Source organism: Rhodothermales bacterium (assembly GCA_039944855.1).
Taxonomy (GTDB): Bacteria; Bacteroidota; Rhodothermia; order Rhodothermales; family JANQRZ01; genus JBBSMX01.
The window spans coordinates 119,669-139,018 of record JBDUXZ010000011.1 but is presented as its reverse complement, the minus strand read 5'-3'; the positions used below and the strand labels follow the sequence as shown (position 1 = coordinate 139,018).

The following is a 19,350-nucleotide window of genomic DNA, read 5'->3' as shown; positions in this document are numbered from 1 at the left end:
GTGCCGGGGAGATCACTGCGTCCCGCCAGGACTGCTCGGCGAAGGGCGCAGCGGGCCGGTGTGCGAGTGCCGGGGGATCAGGTGGAGGTCCGTCTGCCGCCCGTCGATGTACCACACCGAGGCGCCGTCGAAGAAGGCGTCCTGCTCCAGCATGATCCGCACCTTCTGATCGCCCCACTCGGGGACCGGCACGGCGGCGTTGAGTTCGATCGAGAACGCCGTGTTTGGGTAGAGCGGGTAGTCGCCCGTCCCCGGCACGCCGTCTTGCTTGTCCCACATTCCGATGGCAGGCCCTGCCGCGTGTCCGTGGAACCCGATCGGGTGGGTGTAGATCGTCGCCTCGATCCCCTCCCGGTCGGCCGCGCTCAGACTCGCTGCCAGGATCTCGTTGCCGGTCCGGCCCGTCGCAAACTGGTCGGTGAGGAGGTCTTGCAGGCGGTTGCCTGTCGCGAGGGCGGACCGGAGGCCGGCCGGGGCTTCGTGCTCGCCGGGGCGCAGCACATAAGCGTGCTCTTGCGTGTCCGTGTTCAGCCCGAGATAGGTGATCCCGAAGTCGACGTGCAGCAGGTCGCCGGGAGCGATCGTGCCGTTGCCGCTTCCCCAGTCGGAGAAGTCGTTGCTGCGGGGCCCGCTCTCCGCACGTTGGATCGAGACCGTCGGGTGAAACCAGGTGACGAGGCCGAGTTCGCGCACCCGGTCGCGGTACCACCACTCGACGTCCTCGACGGTCGTGACGCCCGGCGTGATGACCTGCTCGGAGAACCCTTCCGCGATGATGGCCTGCGCGATCTTGACGATCGTCGGGTACACCACCATCTCTTCGGGGATGCGGGTCTCCAGCCAGCCCACCGCCAGGGCTTCGCCCGACACGATGCGGTCGCGGAACGGCTCCGGGAGCGCCGCCTGCAACCCGTCGAATTCGCTGTCGGTCATCCCGTCGGCGAGGGCGAACGTCGAGGATCGGTTGATGGCGATGCGCTCGGGGTTGCGCTCGGCGATGACGTCGGCGAGACGCGCCCACTGGTCTGGCTGAGCGTCCGGGTCCCACGCCGCTGGGAACGCCTCGCCGACCGCGTAGCGGGCGATCGCGAGCCGCTCGACGCCTTCCTCTTCGCCCCGGTCGTAGAAGAGCAGGATCGTGCGGCGACGGGCGTTGAGCCAGGTAGCCGGCAGCATCGTCCGCGCCACCGGGTCTTCGTTGTACTCGCGCGCGCTGATGACCCACATGTCGACGCCGGCTCGCCGCATCACGAGGGGGATGACCGTCTCCAGACGGCGCTCCAGCCAAGCGTCGCGCACCTCCGCTCGCTCACGCATGGAGAGGATGGCCGGGACGGCGTCTTGGGCCGAAGTGGGGGAGCCGGCCAGGGCCATGAGGGCGAGCAGACAGATCAGCGGGCGCATGACGTTCCGAGAGGGTCGCGAGGAAGAGGCGACCGAAACGTACGAGCGCGGCCGATGCCGTGCTCAGCCGCCGAGCCCTACACCTGGAGCCGAATCTACGCCGACGGGCAAGCTCCAGCGCTGCCTGCTGCGGGAGCCGGGCGCATAGGCTTACCGCCCGTGGTGCCGTGCGATCTCGTCCTCGCTCAGCCGGAGGAACCGAGCGGCATTGTTATACAGGATGTCGCGCTTCTGCTGCTCGGAGAGGAACGGCGCTTCTTCGATGACCGCGATGGCCCGCTCGATCACGCCGGGCCACACCATCTGGTCCGAGCCGAACATCACGCGGTCGCCGAAGCCGGCCTCGAGGATCCCGCGCAGGTAGCGGTAGAAGTCGGCGCGGGGCCGGGTGTAGACGATGACGCCGATGCCCGCATACACCTGCGGATGGGCATAGAGCACGGCGAGGAGGTCATCGAGCATGGGGTAGCCCGCGTGCATGAGGTAGACGCGGAGCCGGGGGTGCTTCACGAGTACCTCCTCCATCGTGAGTGCGCTGTGGAGGCGGGCGCGGTAGCCGGAGGCACCGAGGTAGTGCACGCCTGGGGGGCCGGGGCCGATGTGGATGCCGACGGGGATGTCCAACTCCTCGGCCAGCGCCCAGTACGGTTCCATCCGCTCGTCGTCCGGCGCGATGCCGGCATATTGGTTCGTGACCTCGCCGAAGACGTCCAGGGCCCCTGTTTCGGCGAGACGGCGGAGCGAGTCGGGCGTGATGTCGGTGTCACGGGCGACGTTGAACAGGAGGCCGGGGATGAGCCGCTCGGGGGCAACGGCTCGCCATGCCGCCACGCGCTCGACGGGGCCACTCACCACGCCGATGATATTCCGCCGCTCCAGCACATCGAGCGTCTGCCGCATCACCTCCTCGTCTGTCTCCGGCGACCACACGGGATCGGAGCACGTTGGCTGCTTCATCATTGTTATGAACGCGGCGCCATAGGGCTGCGCCGGGTCCCACGCAGGGAAGGTTTCGAACGGCGCGCACATCCCGAGCGGCGGCGGTCCCTGCGCATCCGCCGCGAGGGCGTGGAGGTGCACGTCGAGGACAGGGGCCGGCGGAGCCTGGGCGTGAGCGCTCGTTGCTGCGACAGCGACGACGAGGAGGATGCGGACGAGGTTCATAGGGAGAGGGGATAAGCGATGACCGGAGTCCTGAACTGGAAAGCATCAGGTTACATCATAAGGAGATAGTGACAAATATTATGCATCGATCGGGCGTTGAGGAGAGGTACAGTAGGGAGCGTGGGGGAGCGAACCATGAAGAACGAGGCCGAGCCGAGCTGGTGCGCGCGGGTGCGCTCGGCTCCGGGTGTACCTTTCGGCTCACCCACTTCTCGTCTCTGCATGGACCTCTGGCTCTACGCGCTCGGCAGCGTGCTCCTCGTGAGCCTCGTCTCGCTCGTCGGCGTCTTCACGCTCTCGCTCAACGTCGAACGGCTGGAGCGGATCGTGTTCCTCCTCGTCTCGTTCGCCGTCGGGGCGATGCTCGGCGGCGCGCTGATCCACCTCATCCCGCGCTCGTTCGCGGCGCTCGGCGACAGCACGGCGAGCCTGCTCGTGCTCGCGGGCGTGATCGCGTTCTTCGTGCTCGAGAAGTTCCTCCACTGGCGGCACGACCACGGCGTCGCCCTCTCCGCCGCCGAACTCGAAGTGGCGGCCGCGCTCGACGTCAAGCCCGAGCCGGTGCAGCCGTTCGCGATGATGAACCTCGTCGGCGACGCGGCCCACAACCTCCTCGACGGCATGGTGATCGCGGCGGCCTACCTCGTCTCGATCCCGACGGGCGTGGTGACGACGGTGGCGGTGATGCTCCACGAGATCCCGCAGGAGATCGGCGACTTCGGCGTGCTCGTCTACGGCGGGTTCGAGCCGAAGAAGGCGCTGCTCTACAACTTCGCGTCCGGGCTCGCCTCCGTCGTCGGGGCCGTGCTCGCGCTCGTGATCGGGGCGCAGGTCGAGGGCTTCGCCGACTACCTCCTGCCGATCACGGCGGGCTCGTTCCTCTACATCGCCGGCAGCGACCTCATCCCCGAGCTTCACCACCACCACAGCACGCCTGCGATCAAGTCGGTGTGGCAGCTCGTGATGATCCTGCTCGGCGTGGGCGTGATGCTGCTGCCCGCGCTGCTCGGGTTCGACGGGATGCACTGAGGCGGGGCGCAGGATCGACCGTACGCTAAAGACGCAACATGTTGCGTCTCTACGGTTGGAATTCAGGGTCGAGGAGAGGCGGACTGTGCAGCGGCGATGCGCTCGGCGGTGGCGCGGAACGGACGGAACGTGACGCCGAGCGCCTCGCGGGCCTTCGCGTTGTCGTAGTGGAAGGGGTGCGCCGAGATGCGGGCGGTCTCGCGCGTAAGCGTCGGCCGCGTGCGCGTCACGGCGGCGACGGCCTCGGAGAGCGTCCCGGCGAGGAGCGCGAGCGGCGGCGGGAGCACGACGCGCGGGCCGCGCACGCCGAAAGCCTCGGCGAGCGTGTCGAGGATCGTCTTCCAGCGGAGGTTCTCACTCCCGAGGAAGTAGCGCTCGCCGGTCTCCCCGCGTGCCATCGCCGCGCGGTGACCGGCCGCGACGTCCTCCACGTCGACCACGTTCGTCCCGCCTGCCGGGGCCGCCGGCATCCTTCCCCGGCGCACCTTGTCCACGATCTCCATCGTGTTCTCGCCCGCCCGCCCCGGCCCGAAGATCATCGACGGGTTGACGATCACGGCGTCGAGCCCCTCGGCCACCCCACGGTGGACTTCGAGCTCCGCCTGATGCTTGCTCCGGGCGTAGGCCGTGTTCGTCTTCGACGGGACCCACACCGCCGTCTCGTCGATCACGCCCGTCGGCTTCTCCGCGCGGCCGAACGCGGCCTGGCTGGACGTGAGCACGAGCCGGCCGATGCCCTCCGCGAGCGCGGCGTCGACGACGTGGGCCGTGCCGGCGACGTTCACGGCGTGGAGCTTGTCCGCATCGCTGGCCCCGCCGAACCCGACGAATGCAGCGGTGTGGTAGACGGACGCCACCCCGCGCATCGCCTCGCGCACCGAAGCCGCGTCCGTCACGTCGCCGACGGCGTGCTCGACGTGGTCGGCGGCATCGCCGAGGAGGTCGAGCGCGGACGAGGCGCGGCGGAGGATGCGGACGGGCTCGTCCTCGGCCAGGAGCTGGCGGACGAGCACGGACCCGAGGAACCCGGTGGCGCCGGTGACTAAGATCATGAGTCGAGGGTCAAGGGTCGGGCGTCGAGCGTCGGCCGAGTCGGAGAGACGCTCGACTCCCGACTCAGGACACTCGACTCAAGCGAAGCTAACCAGCAGGTCGTTCTTGCCAACGGGGCTGCCGGGCTCGACGTGGACGGTGGCGACGGTGCCGGCGGCGGCGGCGCGCAGCTCGTTCTCCATCTTCATCGCTTCGAGCACGACGAGGCCCGCGCCTTCGGCCACCTCCTGCCCCGGCTCGACGAGGACAGAGAGGACGAGGCCCGGCATCGGCGCTCGCAGCTCGCGGTCGGCCGTGGCGGCGGCGGCTTCCATCCCGAAGGATTCGAGGAGCAGGTCGCGCTCGGTCTTCACGCGCACGGGCAGGCTGCGCCCGGCGTGCGTCAGCCGCACCGTGCCGTCGCGCTGCGGCTCGACGGTGAACGGGAAGCTGCGGCCGTCGAGGAGGAGGAGGACTTCGTTCGGGGCGATGCGCCGGAAGGTGTAGTCGGCGCGCTCGCCGTCGATCGTGAGCGTGTCGCCGTCGAGCTCGAGCTCGAGGGGCTGGTCGTGGACGAGAGCTTGGAACTTCATGGGTGCGCGGGGGCTAGAGGCGGAGACGAGGGCGAGCGGCAGGCCCTCCAGAAACTACGCCATTCGCCCGTCTTCCGGCATGTCCGATCCGCCCCTCTCGCCCGACCTCCTGCTCTACACGTACCGGCTCGGCCTCTTCCCGATGGCCGATCCCGATCAGGCCGGCGCCGTGTATTGGATGGACCCGGACCCGCGCGGCATCATCCCGCTCGACACGTTTCACGTCTCAAAAAACCTCCGCAAGCTCGTCCGCCGCGCGTCGTTCGAGGTCGTCCCGGACCGGGCGTTCGAGGCCGTGATGCGGGCCTGCGCCGAGCCCGCGCCCGGCCGGGAGTCGACGTGGATCTCGGAGGAACTCGTCGCGGTCTACACGGCGCTCCACCGGCGCGGGTTCGCGCACTCCGTCGAGTGCTGGGCGGAGGGGCAGCTCGTCGGCGGGCTCTACGGCGTCGCGATCGGCGGGGCGTTCTTCGGCGAGTCGATGTTCTCCCGCGCCCGCGACGCCTCGAAGGTGGCGCTCGTGCACCTCGTCGCGGCGCTCCGGCGCGGCGGGTTCGGCCTGCTCGACACGCAGTTCGTCACGCCGCACCTCGAACAGTTCGGGGCCGAGGAGATCCCGCAGGCCGACTACAAGCGGCGGCTCGCCACCGCGCTCACCATCGACGCCTGCTGGCGAACGGGATGGGCGCCGTCGCCCGACACGCCGTTCGACTGAACGAACTTTTAATCCACCGTGTGGACAAACCGTGGACGACGCGCGTACATCACCCCGCTCTCCCGCCCCCGAACCCTCCTTCTCCGACGATGCGCCTCCGCTCCCTCTCCGTCCTCCTCGCGGGCCTGCTCCTGGCCGCCTGTGGCTCCGAACCGTCCGATCCCGCTCCCCCGGCCGATGAGGTCGTGACGCCCGTCGCCCCGGCGTCGGACGTGGCGCTGTCGGACTCCGCGACGTTTCGGGCATTCGAAGACGTCATGGCGTACGCGCGGGAGAACGACCTCGCGGCGCGCCCCCTCGGCGAGATCGCGCAGCAGATCGGGGTGCAGCTCCTCGGGCGGCCCTACCTCGCCGGCATGCTCGACGAGGCCGAGCAGGAAGCGCTCGTCGTGGACCTCATGGGCTTCGACTGCGTGACCTACGTCGAGAACGTCGTCGCGCTCGCGCAGGCGGTCGAGGCGGGGGACCCGAGCTACGCGACGTACATCGAGAACCTCGAAGACCTCCGCTACCGCGGCGGCACGCTCGACGGCTATTGCAGCCGCCTCCACTACTTCTCCGACTGGATGCTCGACAACGCCCGGCGCGGGAACGTCGAGGTCGTCTCGCGCACGTTCGGCGAGCCGTTCGACAAGACGATCGACTTCATGAGCGGCCACCGCGATGCGTACCCGAAGCTCGCTGGGAACGACAGCCTGTTCGCCTGCATCCAGCAGGTCGAGGCGGGGCTCGAAGACCACGGCATTTTCTACGTGCCGCAGGACAAGATCCGTAGCGTCTACGACCAGCTCCGCGCCGGCGACATCATCGCCACGGCGACGGGGATCGATGGGCTCGACGTGACCCACACCGGCTTCGTGTACAAGCACGACGACGGCCGCACCGGCTTCCTCCACGCCTCGCTCTCCGGCGAGGTCAAGATCAGCGACGACCTCGCGGACTACGTCAACGGGGTGAAGGCGCAGACCGGCATCATCGTCGCCCGCCCGCTCGCGAAGAGCGCGCAGAGCTGAATGCGCGTAATGCGTGAAACGAAGCGCAACGGCGTGGCGGCCCCGTGCCCGGTGACGGCGTGGCGCGTAGGTTTTGCGCGGCCCGCTTCCCACCCTCTCGACCGAGCTTCATCATGGCAGAAATAAACCGGATCGGCGTGCTCACCTCCGGCGGTGATGCACCCGGCATGAACGCCTGCATCCGCGCCGTCGTCCGCCGCGCTATCCAAGACGATTTGGAGGTCGTCGGCATCCGCCGCGGCTACGCCGGGCTCATCGACGGAGACCTCGTGCAGATGGACCGGCAGAGTGTGTCGAACATCCTCGGCAAAGGGGGGACGATCCTCAAGAGCGCGCGCTCCAACCGCTTCCGCACGCCCGAGGGCCGGGAGCTCGCCGCCGCCGCCGTCCGCAACGGCGGGCTCGACGCGCTCGTCGCCATCGGCGGGAACGGGACGCTGATGGGGGCCGCGATGCTCCACGAGGAGCACGGCATCGCCGTCGTCGGCTGCCCCGGCACGATCGACAACGACCTCTTCGGCACCGACGAGACCGTCGGCTACGACACCGCGCTCAACACGGCCATCGAGAACATCGACCGCATCCGCGACACGGCCGACGCGCACGACCGGCTGTTCCTCATCGAGGTGATGGGGCAGGACGCCGGGTTCATCGCGCTCAACTGCGGCATCGGCGGCGGGGCCGAGCTCGTGCTCATCCCCGAGACGCTCACGCGGATGGACGCCATCAAGGAGCGGATCCTCTCGCTCATGGCGAGCCAGCACCGCTCGTCGATCGTCGTCGTCGCCGAGGGCGAGGAGATGGGCGGGGCGGTGAAGATCGCCGAGGCGCTCAAGGGCGACCCCGCGTTCGACCCCATCGACCTCCGCGTGTGCATCCTCGGCCACATCCAGCGCGGCGGCTCGCCGAGCGCGCGCGACCGCGTGCTCGCCAGCCGCCTCGGCTCCGCCGCCGTCGAGGCGCTCATGGAGGGCCACGACAACGTGATGGTCGGAATCGTCAACGGCGACGTGAAGCTGACGCCGCTGCGGCAGGTCTGCGAGCGGAAGAAGCAGATCGACTACGAACTCCTCAACCTCAGCCACACCCTCAGCTAGATGCCCGACGCCACGCACAAGCCCCCGATCGGCGAGGTCGAGGGGAAGAAGCGCGAGGTCGAGTCGATGTTCGACGCGATCGCGCCGAAGTACGACCTCCTCAACCGTGTGCTCTCGCTCGGCATCGACAAGGTCTGGCGGACGCAGGCGGTGAAGATGGCGGGCCGCGCGCTCGACCGCCCGCCGCGCCGCATCCTCGACGTCGCCACCGGCACGGCCGACCTCGCCGTCGAGGCCCTCAAGCTCGGGCCGGACGAAGTCATCGGCGTCGACATCGCCGAGGAGATGCTGGCCTTCGGCCGCGAGAAGCTGAAGGCGCGCGGGCTCGACCACCGCATCACGCTCCAGCGCGGCGACGCCGAGAATCTGGAGTTCGAGGACGGCGCGTTCGACGCCGTGCTCGTGGCCTTCGGCGTGCGCAACTTCGAGAACCTCGGGCGCGGGCTCGCCGAGCTACGCCGCGTGCTGCGGCCCGGCGGCGTGCTCGTCGTGCTGGAGTTCAGCCGGCCGCGCGCGTTCCCGATGAAGCAGCTCTACGGGTTCTATTCGAGCCAGATCCTGCCGCGCGTCGGCCGCGCCGTCAGCGGCGACAGCGGGGCCTATGCCTACCTCCCCGAGTCCATCCAGGCCTTCCCCGACGGCGACGACTTCCTCCGCGTGATGCGCGAGGCGGGGTTTGAAAAGCCCAAAGCGAAACGGCTCACCTTCGGCGTCGCCTCCCTCTACCGCGGCGTAGCCGGCTAGCGCCCGACGACGGCAGCTTCGCCCGGCGTGGCCGAACGAATCGCGTCGTTGACGCGGGGCATGAGCGGAGCGACGTGCGCGTAAGCGTTGCTTCGAGCGCTGAGCACGACCACGGCTAGGCCGAGCGCTTGCAGGTTCTGCTGGTACGGGAGATTGCGGTCCATCGTCACAAACACGTCGAACTCCGTTGCCGCCGCGCGGATCAAGTCTCCGTTCTTCCTGGCGGCCCATCCTTGCTCCTGCACGGTGACGACACGAAATGCTGGATGACGACACGAAATGCTGGATCGAACAGCGGGGTGAGGAGCCGGTCCACGTTTTCGTCGAGCAGGACACGAACGGTAGCGGCCGGGTCAGGCATGGGCCTCGGCGTCGGCCAACGTCATTTCGAGGTACGCTTCGGCCTGCTCACGCCGCACAGTGGGGAAGCCTTCGAGGAAGCGATCGAGGGTTTCGCCCGATTTGATGTAGTCCACGAGTGTTTGGACAGGCACGCGCGTTCCGGCGAACACAAGAGCGCCGCTGACAACGTCGGGGTGGCGAGATACGATGACATTCGCGTTCATGGCTTCGATGGGTTTCTCGTCCAACGTACCGCTCCTTCCGTTCGATCCCACTTCATCTTCGGCGTCGTCTCCCTCTACCGTGGCGTCGCCGGCTAGCGTCCGAGCAACTGTTCGACGGTCACGCCGATGTCGTGCGCGATCTTGCGGAGGAGCGACGGCGCGATGTCGCGGCCGTTGTGGAACGGCACGGTCGTGGCGCGCCCGTCGGGATGACGGAACTGCTTGTGCGAGCCGCGCTGACGGACTTCCTCGAATCCGAGCGTACGGAGCAGACGGATCACTTCCTGCGGTGAAAGAACTGGGACGTTGCCCACAGCGTCCTCGAGTTCAGGCAGCGACTGAGATTTGGTGCGTTCCGACGAACTCGCCCTCAAACTCCGGCTCCCCGTCCTCCAGCAGCATCTCGATCACCTCACGCATGTTCGCGTCGAGTTCATCGAGCGTTTCGGCCTGCGAGTGCGCACCGGGGAAGCCGGGGACGTAGCCGACGAGCAGCTTGGTTTCGGGGTCGCGCTCGATGACGATGGTGTAGGTACGCATGGTGAGGAGGTCAGGTAGCTGAGCCGTCTGAGTCGAACGGCGAGATGGTTTTGAAGTTGCCGTTCTCTACCGCGGCGTCGCGGGTTAGCGTCCGAGGAATTGCTTCACTGCCACGCTGATATCGAGCGTGCAGACTGAGCGACTATTCGAAGTGAGCGTCCCTAGACAGCAAGCACGTGTTCGCACTGAAGACGTACTGGATGGCGTCAATCGGCCAATCGCCCCATGTCCACCGTCGGAAAGCCTGGTTTGAGTAGGACTCGAATACGCCTCGGTAACCCAATCGTGCTTTCGCTGTGGCAGTGTCGAAGGGAGCTACAGATAGCATTGCACAGTCGCTCTCATCCAAGCGAAGCAGAGCTTTTTCGGTGCTTTCCTCAGCCCATCCGCGTTGTTCGAAGGAGATTAAATCAGGGCACGACGCTAGATCAACTTGTAAATCAGTCTCAACCTGTGAGCAGAGCCTCCGCTCTTCGAGGTAGTTACATCCGCTGAGGACACCGCAGGCGGCAAGCAGCGAGAAGAGCTTGGTCGGACTCATCGGCGAATAGTGGTGCAAACCGAGGTTCAATCCGAGGCCGCTTCGCCGTCGTTGCCGTTGAGGCGTTTGACGAGGCAGACCTCGCTGGCGTCGCCGCGGTGTCGGAACTCGACGGTGTCCACGAGCCGGTGCATCAGCGCGACGCCGAACCCGCCCTTCCGCCGCTCGTGGATGGACCGGGCGACGTCGGGCGGCTGGTAGGTGCTCGGGTCGAAGGGGACGCCGGTGTGGCGGATGATGACGGTGAAGAGGCCGGGGGCCCGCTCCGTCGTCACCTCGACGGTCCCGTTCGCCCGCCCGCCGTAGGCGTGCTCGATGGCGTTTGCGCAGGCCTCGTCCACGGCGAGCATCATCTCGTCGACGGCGCGCTCGGAGAGGCCGGCGGCCGTGGCCTGCTGGTCCACGAAGCGGCGGACGCGCTTGAGGTAGCGCGTGGCGCTGGGAATGGTGACGGTGGGAGCGGAGGCGGCCATCGGGGTCAGGCGCCGTCGTCGCTGAAACGCTGGACGGCTTCGTCCTCGGTCGAGGTGATGTCGAAGAGCACGGGGAAGCCGAGCAGGTCGAACACGTTGTAGACGCGGGGCTGGAGCGCGGCGATCTTGATGTCGCCACCCTGCTCGCGGACCTCCTCGATGTAGGCCATGAAGACGCCGAGCCCGGCCGACGAGATGTACTGGAGGTCGCCGCCGTGGACGATGATGCGCGAGCGCTGGTCGTCCAGGCATTTCTGGAAGGCCGCTTCGAGCTCGCTGGCGGTGTGGGCGTCGAGCTCGCCCTTGAGGTCGAGTACGCAGACCTCGTCGTCGGGCGAGCGGAAGGTGACGGAGAAGGAACTCACGGGGTTGGGCGTAGGGTGATCGGTGGAGACGCGACGGGGCGCGTCGGGAGCAGGAAAGACAAGAATCAGGCCGAACGGGCGACCTCGGCAGCCTGTGCCTCGCCGTTGGTGGCAGCGAGCTTGGGCAGGCCCTCCCACTTCACGATGACGAGGGTGAGGTCGTCGTCCCACACGTCGTGGCCGGCGAACCGTTGGAGGTCGTGCAGGAGGGCATCGCGGAAGGCGTCGGGGGCGAGCGTGCGGTGCTTCGCCACGGCGGCGGCGAGCCGCTCGTAGCCGTACTCCTCGCCCGTGCCCGCCCGGTCGCGGGTCTCGACGAGACCGTCGCTGTAGAGCACGAAGGCGTCGCCGGGGCGGAGCGCGATCTGCTGCTCTTTGAGGGCGCGGCGGAAGAGCGGCCCGCGGTCGAGCCCGAGCCCGAGCCCGCCGACGCGGAGGAGGTCGACGGTGCCGTCGGCGTGGGCGTGGGCGACGGGGCAGTGGCCGGCGCGGGCGAGCGTGAACGTGCCCGCCACCGTGTCCATGATGCCGTAGACGGCCGTGATGAACGCGTTCTTGCCGAGCGAGCCCGCGAGCGCCTCGTTCGCCCGCGAGAGGAACTCGGCGGGGGAGCGCGTGAGCTTGCTCGCCGACTGGAAGATGCCCTTCAGCTCGGCCATGTAGAACGCCGCGCTCGTGCCCTTCCCCGACACGTCGCCGACGATCACGCCGAAGCAGCCGTCGCCGATCTCGACGAAGTCGTAGTAGTCGCCGCAGACCTCGGCGGCGGGGATGCTGAGGGCGGAGAGCGCGACGCCGGGCGCGTCGGGGAGCGACTGCGGGAGGAGCCGCTGCTGGACCTCGCGTGCGATCGCGAGCTCGCGCTGGAGCCGCTCGCGTTCGAGCCGCTCGGCGAAGAGGTCGGCGTTGTTGAGGGCGAGGGCGGCCTGCCCGGCGAAGGCGACGAGGGCGTCGACGTCGTCGTTCTCGAACCCCTCCGTGACGGCGCGCGTGGCGAAGAGCGCGCCGAGCGGCTCGCCGTGGGCGTGGAGCGGGAGGACGAGGAGGCTGCCGATCCCGTCGCCGGGGCGCGCGCGGACGCGGTGGTCGGCCGGGGCCTGCCGCAGGAGGAGCGGGGTCTTCGCGCTGAGGGCGTCGCGCGCGAGCATCTCGTAGTCGACGAGGGCTTTGATCTGCATCGGCGTGAGCCCGAAGGCCGACGTGACGTGGGGCGCGAGCGACCCGCTGCCCTCGTCGATCAGCGCCAGCCACGCGGCCTGCGCGACGCCGGCCTCGACGGGTGCGCCCGCGATCGTGTCCACGAGCTTGTCGCGGTCGAAGACCTCGCCGGAGAGGCGGGCGAGGGCCTGCAGCGCCTCCATCTCGCCGGTCTTCTGCTGGAGGGCGGCGGCGGTGGGGAGGTGGAAGAGGAGCGAGAGCACGGCCGTCGTCGCGTAGAGCACGCCGAAGCCGAACGCCATCATCACGAACTGGCTGAGCGGCTGCGAGAACACGGCCGCGAGCGTGAGTTCCATCTCGGGCCCGACGGCCGGCATGTCGCGCAGGGAGACGCCGGCCTCGATGTAGCGCATCTGCAGCATGTAGGCGAGCAGGACGATGAGCCCGACGCCCAGCCCGAGCGTCAGCATCTTCTGCCGGAACGGGAGGTAAACGATCCACGCGAGGCGGAACGCGTTCATCACCATCGCCACGATGGCCGCACCGACGAGCACGATGTGGAGGACGTTGTCGTTGACGGCGTCGGTCGCGCCGTGGCCGAGGAGGACGAGGGCGGCGGCCGTCATCGTGCCGAGCATGATCCGCCAGTTGCGCACACTGCCCGAGGTCCGCTTGAAGAGCACGAGCGTGCGCAGCGAGAACAGGAGCGCGAGCGCCACGATCGTCTCGACGAGGGCCACGCCGACCACCTGCGTCACGTCGCCGAACCCCTCGGGCACGCCGGTCTGGAGGTCTACCTCGGCCGGGCCGCCCATCGTGACGAGGGTGACTTCGAGCGCCGCCCCGAGCCCGCCGACCACGAGCGGGGTCCACAGCGCGCGTACGGGGTTGAACACGCGCCGGGTGAACAGCCCGGAGACGAGGAACGCCAGCAGGCCGACGCACGCCGCGACGCCGAAGTTGACGAGGACCAACGTCGCCGTCGAGGGCGGCTCGCCGACGGCCGTGATGCCGGCGTGGTACGTGATGACGAGGAGCGTCCCCAGCGCCAACGCCGTCCACAGCAAGGCGCGTCGCGCGCGCCCCCCAGCCAGCGCCGGGAGGACGCGGTCAAGCGGGAGCGAAGGAAGCTGCACGGTAGGCAGGGGTCCTCGGAGTGGGTGAGCGGGCGCGATCCGTCTGCATAGCGAGCGGAGGGGGGACCGAGTTGCACGGCGGTCTCGAAACGCGATCGCCTCGGATACGTCGGGCCGAAGCGGCGCCGGGGCCCGGCCAATATACCGTCGCCCGCCCGCAACCCGGCGGGGTAACTTCTGGCGGCGGTCCCCGTACCGCCCCCTAGCGCTCCCTTCCGGCGCTTTAACGTTCTCCCACCGTGCCCTCCCCACGTATGACGCAGCGCGGCGTCTCCCGACTCCTCCTTGTCACCCTCTTCGGCCTCGCCGTGGCCTTCGTCGTGCGGTCCTGTTCCAGCCACGAGGACCACGGCAACTTCGTCGACTTCGGCGGGGGGTGGGACGAGGACCGGCTCCGCCACGACGCGTTCCGCCTCGCGCAGCCCGTCCAACTCGCCATCGCGGCCGTCGGCTCGTTCGAGACGGACTCCGCCCTCGCGGCCTACGGCTGGATCGTCCGCCGCGAGGACCGCGCCGTCGTCTGGCAGATGACGCCGAAGCTGGCGAGCCGCCCGCGCGGCACGCTCGCCATCGTCGCCGATACGATCACGCTCGACGCCGGGACCTACGACGCCTACTTCGCGACCTTCGGCGACCCGCTGCGGCCCGTCGAGCAGGCGGAGTCGGTAGGGGAGTGGATGACGGGCCTGCTCCGCTTCGGCAACCGCGCGTGGGAGTCCGACCAGAGCAAGTGGGCCTTCCGCCTCGACCTCGTGGACCCCGCCGATGCCGCGGTCGCCGAGCGCCTCACGGGGAGCGATGAGCGGAACACCGCGCCGGCCGGAGCGGACCTGCTCTGGGCCGGTGGGCCGGCGGGGCGGCGTAGCAGCGGCTCCCACACCATCACGATTGGAAATGGGAGCACGTCCATCTCATCCGTGCGGGGCGGCGACCGCCTCGTCTACACGTTCAAGGTGACGGACCCGGCATCCCTCCGCATCGCGGCCACCGGCGAACTCTACCGAGGCGCGACGGACTACGGCTGGATCGACGACCTCGCGACGGGTGAGCGCGTCTGGGAGATGACGGAGGAGAACACCGAGTGGGCCGGCGGCTCGATCAAGAATCGCCGCTACCAGGGGACGATCGACCTCGCCCCCGGCCTCTACCGCGCCGCCTTCGAGACCGACGGCTCCCACGACGCCGACGGGTGGACGGCGAACCCCCCGCTCGACCCGGCCGCGTGGGGGCTCTACCTTTACACCGACACCCCGGACCGCGTCGCCCCCTTCGACCCGTGGACCCAACTGCCGAAGGTCGTCGAGATGACGGGCGTGGGCGACGACGCACTCGAAACGGCCACGTTTACCCTCGACGACTCGCTCCGCGTCTGGGCCTACGCCCTCGGCGAGATGCGGCGCGGCGACCCCTACGACCACGCCTGGCTGATCCGCGACGGGAACGGGACGGTGTGGGAGATGGACTACGACGAGACCCACCACGCCGGCGGCGAGAAGCGGAACCGCGTCGAAGAGGCCAGCTTCGTCCTCCCGCCCGCGACGTACACCCTCCACTTCGCCTCCGACGACTCGCACAGCCCCGCGCGCTGGCGCGGCGACCCGCCGGACCACCCCGAGCGGTGGGGCGTCACGCTCTTCGCCCTCGACGGCGAGGTGCCCGGCATCGAGGTGGCGCGGAGCAGCGAGCGCGAAGGGTATGACTACGGTCCGACGCCTCCACGGAGCCCGGACGGCGCGCTCCCCGTCCGCCTCGCGCCCCTGCGCAACGGCGAGGAGGTCGCGCGCACCTTCACGCTCGACGAAGAGACGACGCTCCGCATCTACGCCGTCGGCGAGATCCTCCTCACCGACCGCTACGACTACGGCTGGATCATCGACGAGCGCGCGAACGATCTCGTGTGGGAGATGACGCGCTCGAACACGGAGTCCGCTGGCGGCTCGCGCAAGAACCGGCAATTCAAGGGGACGGTCACGCTCCCGGCGGGGACCTACACCGTCCACTTCCAGACGGACGACTCCCACGCCTTCGGCGACTTCAGCCAGGGCTCGCCCGTCGATCCAGGCGCGTGGGGCATCGTCGTCGAGCGGGCGGATGGTGCGCCGCCGCCGCCCGCGCCGCCGGCCCCGCCTGAGGAAGCGAACACGACGGTGTCCGAGGCGTAGGGGCAGACTCACCTCGCTCTCTTCGTCCTCTGCCCCTGCATGAAAACGCTCGAACTGGTCCTCCGCGTCCCGGATCGCTATCACGAATTCCTCATCGCCGAGCTGACCGACCTCGACTTCGAGAGCTTCGAGCAGGACGACGACCTCCTCAAGGCCTACGCCCCGGCGGGGCGCTGGAGCGACGTCCGCCGCGAGGCCATCGAGCACTGGCTCCTCGCCCACGACCTGCCCGTCGCCATCGAGGAGCGGATCGTCAGCGAGGAGAACTGGAACGCGCAGTGGGAGGAGACGATTCGCCCGCTCGCCGTCGGCCGCTTCCTGATCAAACCGACGTGGGCTGACGTGCCGCCCGAACACGCCGACAAGATGCTGCTGGAGATCGACCCGAAGATGAGCTTCGGGACGGGCTACCACGAGAGCACGCGGCTCGTGCTCGGCTTCCTACCGGCTGTCGTGCACGGCGGCGAAACGGTGCTCGATGCGGGGACGGGCACGGGCGTGCTCGGCATCGCCGCGCTCAAGCTCGGCGCGGCCTCGGCCGTCGGCTTCGACATCGACCCGTGGGCGAGCGTGAACGCGACGGAGAACGCCCTGCTCAACGGTGTCGGCGACCGCTTCGAGGTCCGCGAGGGCGGGCTCGACGTGGTGCCGGAGGGGCCATTCGACCTCGTCTTCGCCAACATCAACCGGAACGTGCTGCTCGACCTCATGCCCCGCTTCGCCGAGAAGCTGACGCCGGACGGGCGGCTTGTGCTCGCCGGCCTGCTGCAAACCGACCGCGACGTGCTGCTCGCCTCGATTGACGCCGCCGGGCTCGCGCTCTACGACGAGGCCACGGAGAACGAGTGGTGGAGCCTGATCGTGACTAAAAAATCGGACGCCTGACAACCCAAAGCTGTCATTGCGAGGAGCGGAGGGACTTGTCCCGTAGCGACGTGGCAATCTCCCGACTCTAGCAGACCGGAGGAGATTGCTTCGTCGCTGCGCTCCTCGCAATGACAAAGATGTTTTTCTATCGCCTCAAATGAATTGGACGCCTGACATGGAATCGACGACGCGCATCGCTACGGTAGACGTGGGGACGAACACGGCCCTTTTGCTCATCGGCGACGTGGGGAAGGGGCAGCTATCCATCGTCCACGAAGAGGATCGCTACGTCCGGCTCGGGCAGGGCGTGGACGCGAACCGACGCCTCGCCCCCGAAGCCATCGGCCGGGTGATCGCCGCGCTCACGGACTACCGAGCCTGCGCCGAGGAGTTCGGAGCCGAGACCGTCATAATCGGGGCGACGAGCGCGTCGCGCGATGCGCAGAACCTCGACGAACTGAAGGAGCGCGTCCGCGCGCTCGGCCTCGACTATCAGATGATCTCGGGCGACGTGGAGGCGCTGTGGACCTTCCGCGCCGCCTGCTCCGCCTTCCCCGACCTCGCCGCCGCGTGCGTCGTCGACATCGGCGGCGGCTCGACCGAAGTCGTCACCGGGCGTGCTGACGCGGGCGAGCCGGAGCGGGTGAGCGTGGACATCGGCTCGGTGCGGCTGACGGAGCGCTGCTTCCCGACGTTGCCGCCGTCGGACTACGCCATCGGCCGCGCCGAAGAGGTCGTCGCCGACGTGTTCGCCGGGCTCGACGTGGACAACAGCCTGCCGCTCCTCGGCTCGTCGGGCACCGTCCGCGTGCTCGGCGCGCTCGAACACCCCGACGCGCCCACCGATCCGGTCGATGCCGCGACGGTCCGCGCGTGGCGCGACCGCCTGCTGACGCTCTCGGCCGACGACGTGCTCGCGCTCGACCCGGCGCTCCTCGCCGGCCGCGCCGACGTGTACGCCGCCGGCGTGCTGATCCTCGACGCGTTCATGCGGCGCTTCGGGTTCGACGCGATCCGCCCGAGCCCGCGCGGCCTCCGCCACGGCCTCGCCCTCCGGTGGATGGCAGAGGGAGGAGGCTAGGAGACGACGAATCGAGGAGCTACGGAGCGCGAGAGCGAGGGCTGACCTCTTCCGCTCCTCGGCTCTTCCGCTCTTCGTCTCCCTCTAGAGGGAACCCGCGCCCGGCGCTGCCGTGCACTCCCGCCCCACTCCGCACGCTTCCTCTGATCCCGCAGCTATGACTCGCGAACAGGTTCTCGACGCGCTCTCGAACGTCATCGAGCCCGACCTCGGCAAAGACCTCGTCACCCTCGGCATGGTGAAGGACGTCGAAGTCGACGGCAAGCGGGTGACGTTCACCGTCATCCTCACGACGCCCGCCTGCCCGCTGAAAGAGCAGATCCGCGGCGCGTGCGTCAAGGCCGTCCACGAACTCGTCGACGCCGACGCGGAGGTGACGGTCAATATGACCTCGAACGTGACGAGCAAGCCGGGCGCGGCGGCCGGGCCGGGCCGGCAGCCGCCGGTGATGGGCGGGATCAAAAACATCATCGCCGTCGCGAGTGGCAAAGGCGGCGTCGGCAAGAGCACGGTCGCGGCGAACCTCGCCGTCGCGCTCGCGCAGACCGGCGCGGCCGTCGGGCTCGTCGACACCGACATCTACGGCCCGTCCGTCCCGACGATGTTCGGCATCCCGGCCAGCGAGAAGCCGCGCGTGGGCGAGGACCGGAAGATCGTCCCGCTCGAAAAGTTCGGCGTCAAGCTCCTCTCGATGGGCTTCCTCGTCGATGAGAAGCAGGCCGTCGTGTGGCGCGGCCCGATGGTCTCGTCCGCCGTCCGCCAGTTCCTCAACGACGCCGCGTGGGGCGACCTCGACTATCTCGTGCTCGACCTCCCGCCCGGCACGGGCGACATCCAGCTCACGATCGTGCAGACCGTCCCGCTGACGGGCGCCATCATCGTCTCGACGCCGCAGGAAGTGGCGCTCGCGGACGCCCGCAAGGGCGTGGCGATGTTCGGGAACGTCAACGTGCCGGTCCTCGGGATCGTCGAGAACATGGCGTACTTCACGCCGCCGGACCTCCCGGACCGGAAGTACTACCTCTTCGGCGAGGGCGGCGCGCGCCGGCTCGCCGAGGACATCGCCGTCCCGTTCCTCGGCGAGATCCCGATCGAGCAGAGCCTCCGCGAGAGCGGCGACCACGGCACGCCAATCGTCGAGAAAGACCCGGACAGCATCTCGGCCCGCGCCTTCCGCCGAATCGCCGAGCTCGCCGCGCAGCAGATCTCGATCCGCAACGCCGACCTCCCGCCGACGCCGCAGGTGGAGATCCTCTACCGCTGACCCCGCGAATTCGCTGCCAAGCGGGCGACCCCGCGCGATCTTTCGGCCCTCTCCGGCGTTATACTCCCCGATTCCGCCAGCCGCCACTCCCTATGCCTGAGACGATCCACACCGACCCGGCCCTCCACCAGCGAATCGAGGAGACCCTCGACCAGATCCGCCCGTACCTCATGGCCGACGGCGGCTCCGTCCGTCTCCAGAGCGTCACCGACGAGTTCGTGGTCGAGCTCGAACTGCTCGGCGCGTGCGGGACGTGCCCGATGAGCATGATGACGCTCCGCGCCGGGATCGAGCAGGCGCTCAAGCGGTCGATCCCCGAGATCAGCCGCGTCGAGGCCGTCACGCCCGCCCCGATGAGCTGACGCTCGCGCGCGAACGCTACACGTACGAAGCCCCGGCCGCCATG

The 19,350-nt window shown here is 69.0% G+C and carries 21 protein-coding genes; 10 read left to right on the top strand and 11 right to left on the bottom strand.

Going from position 1 to position 19,350, the window contains the following annotated elements; translation table 11 throughout:
• Positions 1-12 precede the first annotated feature (12 nt).
• Both ABJF88_06625 and ABJF88_06620 read right to left on the bottom strand, forming a co-directional pair.
• Positions 13-1,404 carry a M24 family metallopeptidase gene (locus tag ABJF88_06625; GenBank protein MEP0546588.1) on the bottom strand — a complete coding sequence of 464 codons (1,392 nt, stop codon included), beginning with the start codon at positions 1,402-1,404 and terminating at the stop codon, positions 13-15.
• Positions 1,405-1,554: 150 nt separating this feature from the next.
• Positions 1,555-2,568: an amidohydrolase family protein gene (locus ABJF88_06620; GenBank protein ID MEP0546587.1), complete on the bottom strand. Its 1,014-nt coding sequence runs from the start codon at positions 2,566-2,568 to the stop codon at positions 1,555-1,557.
• Positions 2,569-2,790: 222 nt separating this feature from the next.
• On the opposite strand from ABJF88_06620, the gene ABJF88_06615 reads away from it, so the two are divergent.
• Positions 2,791-3,597 carry a ZIP family metal transporter gene (locus tag ABJF88_06615; protein MEP0546586.1) on the top strand — a complete coding sequence of 269 codons (807 nt, stop codon included), beginning with the start codon at positions 2,791-2,793 and terminating at the stop codon, positions 3,595-3,597.
• A 62-nt stretch (positions 3,598-3,659) separates the two neighbouring features.
• Here ABJF88_06615 and ABJF88_06610 read toward each other — a convergent pair whose 3' ends face one another.
• Positions 3,660-4,649 carry an SDR family oxidoreductase gene (locus ABJF88_06610; GenBank protein MEP0546585.1) on the bottom strand — a complete coding sequence of 330 codons (990 nt, stop codon included), beginning with the start codon at positions 4,647-4,649 and terminating at the stop codon, positions 3,660-3,662.
• A 78-nt stretch (positions 4,650-4,727) separates the two neighbouring features.
• Positions 4,728-5,222 (bottom strand): biotin/lipoyl-containing protein, encoded by a 495-nt coding sequence (locus ABJF88_06605; GenBank protein ID MEP0546584.1) that lies wholly within the window; start codon positions 5,220-5,222, stop codon positions 4,728-4,730.
• A gap of 79 nt (positions 5,223-5,301) precedes the next feature.
• Between ABJF88_06605 and aat the strand changes: the two genes are divergently transcribed.
• The 4 genes from aat to ubiE all read left to right on the top strand — a co-directional run bounded on the left by aat (position 5,302) and on the right by ubiE (position 8,791).
• Positions 5,302-5,937, top strand: a complete 636-nt coding sequence (gene aat / locus ABJF88_06600) for a leucyl/phenylalanyl-tRNA--protein transferase (GenBank protein MEP0546583.1) — start codon at positions 5,302-5,304, stop codon at positions 5,935-5,937.
• Positions 5,938-6,026: 89 nt separating this feature from the next.
• Positions 6,027-6,950: an N-acetylmuramoyl-L-alanine amidase-like domain-containing protein gene (locus tag ABJF88_06595; protein ID MEP0546582.1), complete on the top strand. Its 924-nt coding sequence runs from the start codon at positions 6,027-6,029 to the stop codon at positions 6,948-6,950.
• Between the two features lie 113 nt (positions 6,951-7,063).
• On the top strand, positions 7,064-8,047 hold the full coding sequence (gene pfkA / locus ABJF88_06590) for a 6-phosphofructokinase (GenBank protein ID MEP0546581.1): 984 nt from the start codon (positions 7,064-7,066) through the stop codon (positions 8,045-8,047).
• Complete coding sequence (ubiE, locus tag ABJF88_06585; protein MEP0546580.1) at positions 8,048-8,791, top strand: bifunctional demethylmenaquinone methyltransferase/2-methoxy-6-polyprenyl-1,4-benzoquinol methylase UbiE; 744 nt, start codon at positions 8,048-8,050, stop codon at positions 8,789-8,791.
• On the opposite strand, the gene ABJF88_06580 is transcribed toward ubiE, so the two are convergent.
• The 7 genes from ABJF88_06580 to ABJF88_06550 form a co-directional block, all read right to left on the bottom strand.
• On the bottom strand, positions 8,788-8,955 hold the full coding sequence (locus ABJF88_06580) for a hypothetical protein (protein MEP0546579.1): 168 nt from the start codon (positions 8,953-8,955) through the stop codon (positions 8,788-8,790). The genes ubiE and ABJF88_06580 overlap by 4 nt on opposite strands.
• Positions 8,956-9,144: 189 nt before the next feature.
• Positions 9,145-9,357 (bottom strand): DUF433 domain-containing protein, encoded by a 213-nt coding sequence (locus ABJF88_06575; GenBank protein MEP0546578.1) that lies wholly within the window; start codon positions 9,355-9,357, stop codon positions 9,145-9,147.
• A gap of 92 nt (positions 9,358-9,449) precedes the next feature.
• A complete protein-coding gene (locus ABJF88_06570; protein MEP0546577.1) occupies positions 9,450-9,671 on the bottom strand; it encodes a type II toxin-antitoxin system HicA family toxin in 222 nt (73 codons plus the stop codon).
• 13 nt (positions 9,672-9,684) lie between these two features.
• Positions 9,685-9,897 carry a type II toxin-antitoxin system HicB family antitoxin gene (locus tag ABJF88_06565; GenBank protein ID MEP0546576.1) on the bottom strand — a complete coding sequence of 71 codons (213 nt, stop codon included), beginning with the start codon at positions 9,895-9,897 and terminating at the stop codon, positions 9,685-9,687.
• A gap of 567 nt (positions 9,898-10,464) precedes the next feature.
• Positions 10,465-10,911: an ATP-binding protein gene (locus ABJF88_06560; protein ID MEP0546575.1), complete on the bottom strand. Its 447-nt coding sequence runs from the start codon at positions 10,909-10,911 to the stop codon at positions 10,465-10,467.
• 5 nt (positions 10,912-10,916) lie between these two features.
• Positions 10,917-11,276, bottom strand: coding sequence for an STAS domain-containing protein (locus ABJF88_06555; GenBank protein MEP0546574.1), 360 nt, complete (start codon positions 11,274-11,276; stop codon positions 10,917-10,919).
• A 65-nt stretch (positions 11,277-11,341) separates the two neighbouring features.
• Positions 11,342-13,570, bottom strand: a complete 2,229-nt coding sequence (locus ABJF88_06550) for a GAF domain-containing SpoIIE family protein phosphatase (GenBank protein MEP0546573.1) — start codon at positions 13,568-13,570, stop codon at positions 11,342-11,344.
• Positions 13,571-13,809: 239 nt separating this feature from the next.
• On the opposite strand from ABJF88_06550, the gene ABJF88_06545 reads away from it, so the two are divergent.
• The 5 genes from ABJF88_06545 to ABJF88_06525 all read left to right on the top strand — a co-directional run bounded on the left by ABJF88_06545 (position 13,810) and on the right by ABJF88_06525 (position 19,306).
• Entirely contained in the window at positions 13,810-15,732 is a 1,923-nt protein-coding gene (locus ABJF88_06545; GenBank protein MEP0546572.1) for a hypothetical protein, read from the top strand.
• A gap of 39 nt (positions 15,733-15,771) precedes the next feature.
• Positions 15,772-16,617, top strand: a complete 846-nt coding sequence (gene prmA, locus ABJF88_06540; GenBank protein ID MEP0546571.1) for a 50S ribosomal protein L11 methyltransferase — start codon at positions 15,772-15,774, stop codon at positions 16,615-16,617.
• A gap of 139 nt (positions 16,618-16,756) precedes the next feature.
• Positions 16,757-17,680, top strand: coding sequence for an exopolyphosphatase (locus tag ABJF88_06535; protein MEP0546570.1), 924 nt, complete (start codon positions 16,757-16,759; stop codon positions 17,678-17,680).
• Between the two features lie 157 nt (positions 17,681-17,837).
• On the top strand, positions 17,838-18,944 hold the full coding sequence (locus ABJF88_06530) for an Mrp/NBP35 family ATP-binding protein (protein MEP0546569.1): 1,107 nt from the start codon (positions 17,838-17,840) through the stop codon (positions 18,942-18,944).
• Between the two features lie 92 nt (positions 18,945-19,036).
• Positions 19,037-19,306 carry a NifU family protein gene (locus tag ABJF88_06525; protein ID MEP0546568.1) on the top strand — a complete coding sequence of 90 codons (270 nt, stop codon included), beginning with the start codon at positions 19,037-19,039 and terminating at the stop codon, positions 19,304-19,306.
• Positions 19,307-19,350: the final 44 nt, after the last annotated feature.